Origin of the sequence: Paracandidimonas lactea (genome assembly GCF_021653995.1) — a bacterium.
Classification (GTDB): domain Bacteria; phylum Pseudomonadota; class Gammaproteobacteria; order Burkholderiales; family Burkholderiaceae_B; genus Allopusillimonas; species Allopusillimonas lactea.
Genome location: NZ_JAJJOZ010000001.1, coordinates 774660 through 786674, shown reverse-complemented (window position 1 = coordinate 786674; position 12015 = coordinate 774660). Strand labels below are relative to the sequence as shown.

The window sequence follows — 12015 nt, the reverse complement described above, 5'->3', positions numbered from 1 at the left end:
TATCACAGGCTGCATCTTGGATCTACTTTCTATACTCTACCTGGTGGCGCTCGGTGCTGCTGTGGGTTTTGCCGCCGGCCTGCTGGGCATAGGCGGCGGCATGATTCTCGTGCCGTTTCTCACCATGCTGCTGCCGGTGTTCGGCGTGCCTGCTGATCTGGTCGTGCATGCGGCCATTGCGACGGCCATGGCAACGATTGTGTTTACTTCGGTGTCCAGCATGCGCGCGCATCACAGGCGAGGGGCCATACGCTGGGATATTGTCGCAGTCATCGGGCCGGGCCTGGTTGTAGGCGGGCTGCTGTCGGGCGGCGCGGCATTTTCCTTTGTCAGCGGTGTCTGGCTGTCGCTGTTTTTTGCGGTGTTCGTCAGCTATTCCGCATATCGCATGCTCAAGGCCAAGGCGCCTCCGCCCGGGCGCACCATGCCGTCGCGGCCTGCCATATTCGGCGTCGGCGCACTGATCGGTTTTCTGTCAGGGTTTTTGGGCGCGGGTGGCGCCTTTCTGTCTGTGCCTTTCATGGCGCGTGGCAACATACCGCTGCGCAATGCGGTGGCCACGTCTTCCGCGCTCGGGTTTTTTATCGCTGTGGCCAATAGCGCAGGTTACATCTACTCCGGCTTTCATTCTGTCAAAGCGCAGCCGGGCATGCTGGGGTATATCTATTGGCCTGCGCTCATGGTGGTTTCGGCGATGAGCGTACTGACCGCCCCCTGGGGCGCCCGCTGTACGCATCGCGTGCCAGTGGCGACGCTCAGGCGCTTGTTTGCCTTCCTGTTGTTCGCAATGTCGGCGTATATGCTCTACAAGGGGTGGCAGCAGATGCGAGCTGCCTGATGGCCTTCAGGATTGCGGCGGTTTGGTCGTGCTGAATGAAGGGCGATCCTGCAGTTTTTCGTCGAGCCGGCGTAGGTTGGCGTATTGCGAGCGCCAGTCGAGATCGGGAAAACGCAAATCGAGGTAGCCGAGGGCACATCCGACAGCGACATCGGCCAGGCTGAAATTGACGCCCATGCAGAATGGCTGGTCGTCCAGGCTCTTGTCCATAGAATCGAGCGCTGCCGAGATTTTGCCGCGCTGGCGCGCCACCCAGTCGTCGCTGCGCAGATGTGCAGGGCGCCGGTTCAGCTCGATGTTGATCGCAACAGCGGCATCGAGCACGCCGTCGGCGATGGCTTCCCAGCACTTGACTGCGGCGCGGTCGCGACCGGGTTGAGGGATCAAGCGGCCAACTGGCGAGAGGGTATCCAAATACTCAACAATGACACGCGAGTCGAACAGGCTGCCGCTGTCATCCATTAGCAGACACGGCACCTTGCCCAGAGGATTGTGCGCCTGGATGTGCGTGTCTTCGGCCCACACATTCTCGAGTACGAACTCGTAGTCAAGCTTCTTTTCAGCCATGACGACGCGGACTTTTCGAACGAAAGGACTCGTGAGCGAACCAATGAGTTTCATGGGGCAGTTGGGAAGTTGGGAGGCAAAAAAAAGTATAGCAGGATACCGTGGGCCTGCCGCCCGCAAGCCGCGCAAATGCGCGCATCCGCTGCATTCATGACGTGTATGCCATCAAAAGTGTCGCGTAAATGCTTCGGTTGCACCAGGTTTGCCTATTTGTGGCAGGCACCGTCGGGCCGTTGTGCTGGCGCGGCATCGTAGCGTGCCTCTTGAGGCGGGCCGCTGAACAGGCCTTATCTCTGACGCTGATCGCGGCGTCGTTACACACGAACTTCCAGACCGCACGACGAGGAGGGGTTGCCTGACGTGGGTGCCGTAAGTAAAACTTAAACGGATCGGGGAAAAGAAAAATGCCCTAGACGTAAAAACGACTAGGGCATTGATTTCATTGAGTATTCTTGGTGGGCTGTGAGTGGCTCGAACACTCGACCTACGGATTAAGAGTCCGCTGCTCTACCAACTGAGCTAACAGCCCGTATGCGGTGGCGTTATTGGCCGTGCATCAGGAAAGGACGAAATTATAGCGGCTATCCTTGCGTTACGCAAATGGAGGATGCCCACGTTTCGGGAACGGGGTGGGCAGCTGCGGGCTCAATCATCTGTGCGGTAGCTGTCGTGACAGGATTTACAGCTCTTTCCGACTTCGCCGAAGGCGACGCGGAAGGCGTCGAAGTCGCCCGCATCCGCGGCGGCAGTGAGTTTCTTCATGCCAGCATGGAATTTGTCTTCGGCTTGTTTAAAGCCTTCAGGGTCTTTCCATATCTCGGGCTTGGCGTCGCCGCCTTCGGTGCCCGGGCCGAATCCCGCCCAAGGCAGGGTGGCCAGGGTGTTGAGGATGGCGACGTTGGCGCGAATGGCTTCTTTGTCGTAGGGGGCTTCTTTCTTGGCAACGGGCGCCATGCGGCCGAAGTGGGAGCCCATAAGCTCCATGGCGGCGTGGCGGTACTCCTGGGCAGCTTCAGCGTCTTTGAACTGCGCCAACGCGGGGGCGCTGGCAAGCAGGGCGGAAGTGGCGGCAAATATAACGATGCTACGCTTCATGACGATGAACTCCTGAGGTTGGGGCAAGGCGTTAAGGCCAGCCTGGTGGGTTGCGCGGCGCGTACCCAGTCAGGCTACGGCGAGGTTAGATCTTGCGGGCGAGCTCGGCGGCGAGGCCGATGTAGCTGCGCGGCGTCATGGCTTGCAGGCGGGCCTTGGGCTCCGCGGGAAGATTGAGACCGGCGATGAACTCGGCCAAGGCTTCGCGGGTAATGCCCTTGCCGCGCGTAAGCGCCTTGAGCTGCTCGTACGGTTGCGGCAGGCCATAGCGGCGCATGACCGTTTGCACGGGCTCGGCCAGCACTTCCCAGCATGCGTCGATGTCGGCATCGATGGCGACGGCGTTGAGCTCCAGCTTGCCCAGGCCACGCAGGCAGGCGTCATACGCCACCGCGCAGTAACCCAGCGCTACGCCCAGATTGCGCAGCACGGTGGAATCGGTGAGGTCGCGCTGCCAACGCGAAACAGGCAGTTTTTCGGACAAGTGGCGCAGCATGGCATTGGCCAAGCCCAGATTGCCTTCGGAGTTTTCGAAGTCGATGGGGTTTACCTTGTGCGGCATGGTGGACGAGCCAACTTCGCCTTCTTTGAGGCGCTGCTTGAAGTAGCCCAGCGAGATATAGCCCCAGATGTCGCGGTTCAGGTCGAGCACGATGGTGTTGGCGCGCGCGATGGCGTCGAACAGTGCGGCCATCCAGTCGTGCGGCTCGATCTGGATAGAGTAGGGGTTTTGCACCAGGCCCAGGCCCTGCAGCACCTTGGCGCTGAAGGCAGGCCAGTCGACCTCGGGGTAGGCGGACAAGTGCGCATTGTAGTTGCCGGTGGCGCCGTTCATTTTGGCCAGCGGCTGGACGGCCTCAATGGCGGCGATGGCCCGCTCCAGACGCGCGGCAACGTTGGCGAATTCTTTACCCACAGTGGTGGGGCTGGCCGGCTGGCCGTGTGTGCGCGAAAGCAGGGGCTGGCCGGCGTACTGGCGCGCCATGCCCTTGAGCTGTTGGCACAATTCGTTCAGGCGCGGCACGACGAACCCGGCGCGGGCGCGGCTGAGCATGAGCGCGTGCGAAGTATTGTTGATGTCTTCGGACGTACAGGCGAAGTGAATGAACTCCGCCGCGGCGGCGAGCTCGGCATTGCCGGCCACGCGCTCCTTGAGCCAGTATTCAACCGCTTTGACGTCGTGGTTGGTGGTTTTTTCGATTTCTTTGATGCGCGCGGCGTCGGCTTCGGAGAACTGTTCGACCAACGCGGCGAGATCGGCTCGTGCCTGGGCGGAAAACGCGGGCAGTTCGGGCAGGCCTGCATCGGAGAGGCCGATCAGCCAGGCGACTTCGACCTCGACCCGGTGCGCCATGAAAGCGGCTTCGGAGAGGGTTTCGCGCAGGGGCTGGGCCTTGGCGGCGTAACGGCCGTCTAGCGGGGAAAGGGCGTTGAGATGGCTGGGCTGCGGTGCGATTTTCATGGTGTGCGAGCGATTGAGAACAGGCTGCATTCTACCATTCGGGTCTGGCGGAGCGACGGCGCTGGAAGCTCCGCGGACGCGGCGCCGCGAACGTGCGGCGATAGGGCTACATGAAGGAACTGCCGCCCGACGGCGCCAGCGTTGTCAGCCACCATGCCAATGCCGCAGCAGCCAGGATAAGCAACACGGCTGCGGCGCGTACCAGCCCAGTGTCGCGGGTGTCGGGCGCGTGCTGTGCATCGATTGCGGGCAGCTTTGTGCGGCCATGGATCATGGGGCCGACCAGGTTCTTGCCGCGCCATTGGTACCAGGCAACCGCACAGACGTGCAATGCCAGTAGCGCGAGAATGAGAACCTCGTTGGCATTGTGCAGCCAGGTCAGCTTGCCCGACCACGCCCCATTCAGGTACGCCAGTGGGCCGGTGGTCATGATGTCATCGTCGGCAAATAAGCCGCTGCCTACTTGTACGGCGAGCACGGCAAGGAGCGCCACCACGGACCATGCGCCCAGCGGGTTGTGCCCAACACGATGGCGGATGGTGCCGCGCAGATAGCCGGCCAGGATGCGTGGGCCGCGCACGAAATGGCCAAAGCGTGCATAGCGCGGACCGGCGAAGCCCCACACGATGCGAAACAGCAGAAGTGCGAACACCGCCAGGCCGAATCGTGTATGCCAGTCCATCCAAAGGCCGCCAGCCTTGACGGTGACGTAGGCGCCAGTGACGCAGATAGCGAGAGACCAGTGGAAGAGGCGGGTGGGAAGATCCCAGACCTTTATTGAGACTGAGGAGGTATTCATGCGCGGGCTAGTTCACGCTGCGCGGCGTTTGCTCGGCCTGTACCTCAAGAATGAGTTGTTCGAGGTGTGGCGATGTCTGCAGCGCAAGCACGGGTGTATCCGGGTGATCGGGATCGGTCTGAAGCGTGAGCGTGATGCTTTGGCCGTCGAAGGCGTCGGGGTAGGCCTGGATCTCCACGTACTGCTTGAGCAGGCGGTCTACGGCCTGTTGCGCCTGGGCGACGCGGTATTCGAGCGTAGATGATGGGTGCTGGGCGAACTGCTCTTCGATTGCCCGGGCCAGATCCCAGCTAAAGAACAACAGCGCGTTGCGGCCGTGGCATTCGGGATGCAGAAAACCCCAAGGCCTGGCTTCAGGTTTGGTGGGTTGGCCCGGGTTGCCGGGCGTATCGGTAGTGGATGTCAAAACGGCGGTCTACCCAATGGCGTTAGCGGGAGGTCGTCGAGCGTTTTACGGTTTTGCCGTCATACGTATAAACGTCGATTTTATCCGGCTTTTTCGAACTGGGGGTACGCAGCGTGAGTTTGCGGTTTGAGGCCGATACAGCAATGTTTTCCGAACAGGAACCGAATTCGGGCGATACCGTGTGCCCGGCTTCGTCCAGGACAATCCAGCGATAAGTAATGGGGCACAGCGGGCTGCCGCTATTGATGGATACCAGAGCAATGAGCGCGTTGGCTCGTTTGAAGGCGTAGGAAATATTCAGCAGGCCGCGTATCGCCGGCGAAATCTCATCGTCATCGAGCAGCAGCCGCGACTCATAGATGTATTCACTGCTGGCGACATGCAGCCGCCCGTAGGGGGTGGCCAACTCCATCCGCGATGGGCTTGGCGGCCACGTGGCGGGAGCGGTTGCATGGGCCTGCCCGACGGATCCGACGAGCGCCATTGCAAGAGCGAAGGCGGCGCGAAGAAGGGTGTGCATGAGGAGAAGGCTCGATTGCATACACGACATCTGTGGTTTGTTACAGAAATGCGCCTACAGATATAGATTGTAAGTTGTATTGCAAATCATTTTGGCTTATTTCGCAAGAGATTGCAAAGGCCTCGCCTCTGATTTTCAGTTTTTCTGGGTACCTTGGGCAGAATCAGCGGGCGTCGGGGCTAACGTAAGTTTTGCGTAAGTTTCAAATCGTATTTTTTGCATGTCGGACCTGATGCTTGAAGCATCGATAAAAATCAGGCGGCGCCTGAGCAGTACCTCACCCAATAAGCAGGTATACAAAGGAGACAGGGATGGACGACAGTAAAACCGCCGGCCAGCATGCGGCCGTGCAATCGAGTGCGCTGGATCGGCGTACGATGCTCAAGCTCGGCGCGTTGGGCGTAGCCGGGGCGGCCGGCGCGACGATGCTCGGTACGCCGGCGCATGCCGCCGAAGAAAAGAAGCCCATTGGAAACTACCCCGCAGGTACGGAAGGCGACTCGGTCTTCATTGGCCTGACGCTGGATCTGACGGGACCGTATTCAGCGCAAGGCGCGGACCAGCGCAAGGGTTATGAATTGGCCGTGGAGCAGTTGAATGCCGGCGCCGAGGAGGTCAAGAAGATTTCCCCGCTGACAAAAAAAGGCGTGTTGGGAAAGACCATCAAGATCGGTGTGTCGGATGCGGAAACAAAGCCCAATACCGCCGTGCAGGCCGCCAGCCGCTTTATTCACGACAACAAGGCAATGCTGGTGTCGGGCAGCACGAGCAGCGCGGTGGCTATTGCGCTGCAGAAGGTGTGCGACCGCGAACGTACGATTTATCTGCCTGCGATCAGTGGCTCCAACGAAACCACGGGCGTCGACTGCCAACGCTATGGCTTCCGGCTTTGTTACTTTGCCTACACGGCGTGCAAGGCGATTGCGCCGGTCCTGGCCAAGAACCTGGGCAAGGATCGCAAGGCAGTCTACCTGGTTCCAGACTACACCTATGGCCACACCACTTTCGATTCCATGAAGGAGTTCACGGAGAAAGAAGGCTGGAAGACAGTGGACAAGCAGGTTCACCCCCTCGGTGCCAAGGACTACAGCTCCTTCCTCATCAATATTGCGAATAGCGGGGCCGACACGCTGGTCGTAATCGCCTACGGCGCCGATGCGGCCAACTCGATCAAGCAGGCCAAGCAGTTCGGCCTGCTCGATAAGATGAATATCGTGGTTCCTTATATGTCGGCGTTCCTGGAAAAGGAAATCGGCGCCGACATCATGCAGGGTGTGTATGCCGCAACGGGCTTCTGGTGGACGCTGCAGGATAAATACCCGAACGCCAAGGACTTCGTCACTGCCTTCGAGAAGAAGTACAAGGCCAAGCCCCGCGACTCCGCCTATATCGCCTATCTCACCACCGTGCTCTGGGCAGACGCCTGCGAACGTGCGGGTTCGTTCTACCCGCCCGATGTGATCAAGGCCTATGAGGCGGGGGAGGTGCGGGAAGGGCTGATCGGGCCCGTCAGCTTCCGGGCGGAGGATCACCAGGGCATTATCAACTTCCCCATTGTGCGCGGCAAGAAAAAGGCCGACATGAAGAACGAGGATGATTACTTTGAAGTGATCGAAGTGGTTGATGGCAAGGCGGCGCTGCCGGAAGTCGGCCTGCTCGGCTGCAAGCTGGGTCCTTATACCTGATGCTTCGCGGGGGACGGGGAATGCGTCGTGACGCATTCCCGCCCGTACCCGTTCATTTCCGCGCGGTGGTGCCGTATGCGGCGTGCGCGCGGCGCCGCTCCGGGTTAAGGCAAAACGCCCACCGGCATCATGAGGAGGTATACATGCCTAGCATGTCGCTGTTTCTTTCACAGTTGTTCAACGGCCTTGCGATGGGTTTGCTGCTTGCGCTCATCAGCACCGGCCTGACTATCATTTACGGCACGCTGGGCGTGGTGAATTTTGCCCATGGCGCATTGCTGGTGGTGGGAGCGTACGCCGGCTATACGGCCTACAGCTATACAGAGTCATTTCTCGTTGCGATTGCGGTCGGTTCGGCGGTATCGCTGGTTGCGGGCCTGATCATCGAGCGCGGCCTGATGCGCATGTATTACAGCCGTCCGCCGGAAGATCAGATTTTGGTCACTTTTGGCATAGGCATCATTCTGGTGGAGATTGTCCGGTCGATTTTCGGCGGGATCAGCCTGTCGGTGCCGACACCCGATTGGGGCCAGGGCATTGCCCGGATCGGCACGCTGGTGTACCCGCTTTACCGGCTGCAGGCACTGGGCATTGCCGCGGCCACGCTGGCTATGCTGTATTTCGTGCTTTACCGCACCAGCCTCGGCTTGATCGTGCGCGCCGGCATCGAGGATGCCCAGATGGTGAATGTGCTGGGCATTAACGTCAAACGCACGTTTTTGCTGGTGTTTGGCATCGGCGCTATGGCGGCGGGCTATGCGGGGGTGATCGATTCACCCATTGTCACCCTGTCGCCTGACATGGGCCATCGCGTACTTGTGGATTCTTTTGTAGTGGTGGTCATCGGCGGCGTGGGATCCTTCCCGGGGGCGATCATCGGCGGGATTATTGCTGGGGAAATCCTGAGTCTTACTTCCATGTTCAATCCCGCGTATTCCCATGTCATGCTTTTTGTCGTGATGGCGCTGGTGTTGATTCTGCGGCCACAAGGGCTGATGGGGCAGGAGGGCAGAGAATGAATACACAGACATCGACACAGGCATCGGGGCAGATCGCACCGCATGCACAGCCGCGCGAACCATCACGCACATCCTTGCATGCCGCGCCGCACGCTGGTGCACGCATGCCAACTGGCTTGAACCGGCGTGTGCCCGAAATGGTGGTGGGCATGTTCCTCTTGGCCGCACCGTTCGTGCTTCCGCATCTGGGCATGAGTGCCGATCTGCTCACGCGCATCCTGATCTGGGGCCTGTTTGGCCTGGGTTTCGATCTGCTGTTCGGTTATACCGGGCTACTGTCTTTCGGGCAGGCGGCATTTTTCGGCACGGGTGGCTTTGTGGCGGCCTACCTGCTGACGTCGGGCATTGTGCCGCATATGCTGCTGGCCTTGCTGATCGGCACCGCTGTGGCCGCGCTGGCGGGGTTGGTCATTGGCTATTTGACGCTTCGGCGTACAGGCATCTACTTTGCCATGAGCACCCTGGCATTTGGCGAGATGTTCTACTTTCTCGAAAACTCCGCCTTCAAGGAATATACCGGTGGGGAGAACGGGATCGCAGGCGTGCCGCCGCCGGAAATCGCGCTGGGCTTCACGACGATTCACATTAGCAGTGGTTGGCCCATGTACTGGTTCGTCGCCTTCTTTTTCTTTGTTGGCTATCTCATTGCCCGCCGCATTGTGCGCTCGCCTTTCGGTGCCGTGCTCAAGGCGATTCGAGGCAACCCGCGCCGTGCCTTGGCGCTGGGCCATGCCATCAACGGCTACAAGCTGACAGTGTTTGTGATCGCTGCAGCGTATGGCGGACTGGCTGGCGGCCTGCTGGGGATGTTCCAATCTTATATGCCACCGGATGCATTTTCGTTGGATACGTCGGCGCAACTGGTGATACAGACGGTGATGGGCGGTGCGGGCACGCTGCTCGGGCCGGTGCTTGGCGCGACGATATGGCTGTATTTGTACGACGGCCTGCAGCAGGTTGCCGCCATCGGCGCCCACTGGAAGCTGATCCTAGGCATCGTATTCGTGATCTTGGTCACGGCCTTCCGGCACGGTGTGGCTGGCGCCTGTCTCGATCTGTTCAGGCGCCGCGGGCGGTCGGCAGTTGACGTTGATCGTGAGGCCGACAACAGGGCTATTGCCGAACTGGCCATTGTCGCTCCCATCGACGGCGGCGGACGCCAAGCGCCGGTGCTGGAGGCGCGCGGCATTACCAAGCAGTATGGTGGGCTGACGGCGGTGTCGGACGTCACCTTTTCACTTGCGGAAGGAGAACTGCGCGGTGTTATCGGGCCCAATGGCGCGGGTAAGTCGACCTTTTTCGCGATGCTGGCTGGCGAGCTGGAAACCACGTCGGGGCGGGTGTTTTTCCGTGGCCGCGATATTACCGGGATCGGCGTGACCAATGTGTGCCAGCTTGGCATGAGCAAGAGCTACCAGATCAATCAATTGTTCGAGGCGCTGACCGTGCGTCAGAACGTGATGATTCCGGTACTGGCCCGCAGTCGCGGCCGCTTTCGGCTTGATATGTTGCGCAGCCTGCATCATTCGCATGAACTGGATGAGCAAGTCAACGCCGCGATCGCGCTGGTTGACCTGACGCGCCAGGCAGATACCCGGGTGTCCGAGCTTTCCTACGGTGAGAAGCGGCGCCTGGAAATTGGGTTGGCACTGGCGACAGGCGCGAATGTGCTGCTGTTCGACGAGCCGCTTGCCGGCCTGGGGCCCGAGGAGCGGGTGCATGTCGTGGCGCTGCTCAAGTCGATCCGTAATGGCCGCAGCATGGTGATCGTGGAACATGATATGGATGCGATGTTCGAGCTGGCCGAGCGTATTACCGTGTTGTACGAAGGCCGCTTGCTGGCGGAAGGAAGCCCGGACGACATCCGGGCCAACCCGGCAGTGCGTACTGCCTATCTCGGTGGGATGGACGAACATGAGCCTTCTTGAGGTCGAAAAAATCAACAGCTACTACGGTGATTCGCACATCCTGTTCGATGTTTCCATGCGAGTGGAAGAGAACGAAGTGGTGGCGCTGCTGGGCCGCAATGGCGCGGGCAAAAGCACGACGCTCAAGTCGCTGATGGGTATGGTTGTGCCCAAGAGCGGGGTGGTGCGCCACAAGGGGGAGCAGGTACATCACCTTCCGCCCTACAAGCTTGCGCAGCGTGGCATACAGTTGGTGCCGGAGGAGCGGCGCATTTTTGGCTCCATCACGGTGCAGGAAAATCTGCAGCTCGCGGCCATGTCGGCGCGGCCTGCCCGCAGCCTCGAGGAGATCTATCACACCTTTCCGCGGCTGGCCGAAAGGCGCCGCAATCGGGGCAAACAGCTTTCGGGCGGTGAGCAGCAGATGCTTGCGATCGCGCGAGCGATGATACGCAACGCCAGCATCATCATGCTGGACGAGCCATTCGAGGGGCTGGCGCCGCTGATTGTGCAGGATCTGATCGAGGTGTGCCGCAAGCTGGCTGACAGCGGGCATACCATTGTCATCGTGGAGCAGAACGTGCGCGCAGCGCTATCGCTGGCGGATCGCTGCTATTTGCTCAACAACGGTCACATGGTGTTTTCGGGTACGCCGCAGGCGCTGCAGGAAGACCGTTCGGTGATCGAGAAGTATCTTGGTGTGAAGGTGTAGGGGGCGAGCGGTAGTGGGCCGGAGCGGTATATGACCGGAATCTAGGGCAGGGGTATGGGGCGAGCGGCGCAGTGTTGGCTGGGGCAATGATGTGTGCGCTGTCGAAGTATGATATAGGTCTGGCGCGCCATGGCGCCGCCAGCCATATTGATTTTCGCGCGGGCCTCGGTCCGCGCACAGGCCGAGGTACCCATACAATGTCGCCCACTACTGGCGAGCCATCCGATCTCTCCGATCACCAGCAACCCGCCGCCGTCAGTGACAAGGCTGGCGGCTACCAGCTCGACTACATCGCCACCAGCAAGCTTCCAACTCCTTGGGCGGTCTTTCAGATCCACATTTTCACCGATCCGGCGACAGCCAAAGAGCATATGGTGTTGTCGCTGGGGGACATCGCGGACGGAAAGCCTGTGCTGGCGCGTGTGCACTCCGAGTGCCTGACCGGCGACGCACTGTTCAGCCAGCGCTGCGACTGCGGTGCGCAGCTTGAAACCGCGCTGCGCATGATTGCGCAAGAAGGGCGTGGCGCGTTGCTCTATCTGCGACAGGAAGGGCGTGGGATCGGCTTGGTTAACAAGATACGGGCCTATCAGTTGCAGGATCAAGGGGCTGACACTGTCGAGGCCAATGTGCGCCTGGGCTTCCCTGCCGATCTGCGGCGCTATGATTTGTGCAAACCCATGCTGGATCACTGCGGCGTCAAGTCGCTGCGCCTGCTCACTAACAATCCGCGCAAGGTCGCGGCCATGGAAAAGCTGGGCATCGAAGTAGCCGAACGCCTTCCCCTGCAGGTCAACCGCAACCCATACAACGAAAGTTATCTCAGTACCAAGGCCACCAAGCTTGGGCACTGGCTCAGCAGCGACGACTGAATCGCGTTGTTCTGGCAAAACCGCGTCACCATGCAAAGAAAGCGTGGCGGCGGTGGTTCGCAAAGTTGGGCGATCCGCCGATAGGCGGATCGCCCATAAGGAAACCCCCGCGGTGTCGGCGTGGATGTTACGG

12 protein-coding genes and 1 tRNA gene are annotated in these 12015 nt (G+C 60.3%); 6 read left to right on the top strand and 7 right to left on the bottom strand.

Annotated features, from left to right (window positions below; genetic code table 11):
• The first annotated feature begins 16 nt into the window (after nt 1-16).
• Nucleotides 17-838, top strand: a complete 822-nt coding sequence (locus LOL23_RS03655) for a sulfite exporter TauE/SafE family protein (protein WP_160981806.1) — start codon at nt 17-19, stop codon at nt 836-838.
• 6 nt (nt 839-844) lie between these two features.
• Here the strand turns inward: LOL23_RS03655 and LOL23_RS03650 are convergent, their stop codons facing one another.
• The 7 genes from LOL23_RS03650 to LOL23_RS03620 form a co-directional block, all read right to left on the bottom strand.
• Nucleotides 845-1459, bottom strand: a complete 615-nt coding sequence (locus LOL23_RS03650; RefSeq protein WP_160981804.1) for a glutathione S-transferase N-terminal domain-containing protein — start codon at nt 1457-1459, stop codon at nt 845-847.
• A gap of 399 nt (nt 1460-1858) precedes the next feature.
• Nucleotides 1859-1934, bottom strand: a tRNA-Lys gene (locus tag LOL23_RS03645).
• A gap of 116 nt (nt 1935-2050) precedes the next feature.
• The gene (locus LOL23_RS03640) at nt 2051-2500 is read right to left on the bottom strand and encodes a c-type cytochrome (protein WP_160981802.1); all 450 of its coding nucleotides are present in this window, start codon (nt 2498-2500) and stop codon (nt 2051-2053) included.
• Nucleotides 2501-2585: 85 nt separating this feature from the next.
• Nucleotides 2586-3962: an adenylosuccinate lyase gene (gene purB / locus LOL23_RS03635; protein WP_160981946.1), complete on the bottom strand. Its 1377-nt coding sequence runs from the start codon at nt 3960-3962 to the stop codon at nt 2586-2588.
• Nucleotides 3963-4068: 106 nt separating this feature from the next.
• Nucleotides 4069-4761, bottom strand: coding sequence for a cytochrome b/b6 domain-containing protein (locus LOL23_RS03630; protein ID WP_160981800.1), 693 nt, complete (start codon nt 4759-4761; stop codon nt 4069-4071).
• 7 nt (nt 4762-4768) lie between these two features.
• Complete coding sequence (locus LOL23_RS03625; RefSeq protein WP_237173156.1) at nt 4769-5167, bottom strand: hypothetical protein; 399 nt, start codon at nt 5165-5167, stop codon at nt 4769-4771.
• Nucleotides 5168-5189: 22 nt separating this feature from the next.
• On the bottom strand, nt 5190-5708 hold the full coding sequence (locus LOL23_RS03620) for a hypothetical protein (RefSeq protein ID WP_237173155.1): 519 nt from the start codon (nt 5706-5708) through the stop codon (nt 5190-5192).
• A 290-nt stretch (nt 5709-5998) separates the two neighbouring features.
• Between LOL23_RS03620 and LOL23_RS03615 the strand changes: the two genes are divergently transcribed.
• From LOL23_RS03615 to ribA, 5 genes are all read left to right on the top strand, one after another.
• Nucleotides 5999-7372, top strand: coding sequence for a substrate-binding protein (locus tag LOL23_RS03615; RefSeq protein ID WP_160981798.1), 1374 nt, complete (start codon nt 5999-6001; stop codon nt 7370-7372).
• A 143-nt stretch (nt 7373-7515) separates the two neighbouring features.
• Entirely contained in the window at nt 7516-8391 is an 876-nt protein-coding gene (locus tag LOL23_RS03610) for a branched-chain amino acid ABC transporter permease (protein ID WP_160981796.1), read from the top strand.
• Nucleotides 8388-10319: a branched-chain amino acid ABC transporter ATP-binding protein/permease gene (locus tag LOL23_RS03605; protein ID WP_237173154.1), complete on the top strand. Its 1932-nt coding sequence runs from the start codon at nt 8388-8390 to the stop codon at nt 10317-10319. Before LOL23_RS03610 ends, LOL23_RS03605 begins: the two co-directional genes overlap by 4 nt.
• Nucleotides 10306-11010, top strand: coding sequence for an ABC transporter ATP-binding protein (locus tag LOL23_RS03600; protein ID WP_160981794.1), 705 nt, complete (start codon nt 10306-10308; stop codon nt 11008-11010). Before LOL23_RS03605 ends, LOL23_RS03600 begins: the two co-directional genes overlap by 14 nt.
• A 197-nt stretch (nt 11011-11207) precedes the next feature.
• Nucleotides 11208-11882 (top strand): GTP cyclohydrolase II, encoded by a 675-nt coding sequence (ribA, locus tag LOL23_RS03595; RefSeq protein WP_160981792.1) that lies wholly within the window; start codon nt 11208-11210, stop codon nt 11880-11882.
• Nucleotides 11883-12015: the final 133 nt, after the last annotated feature.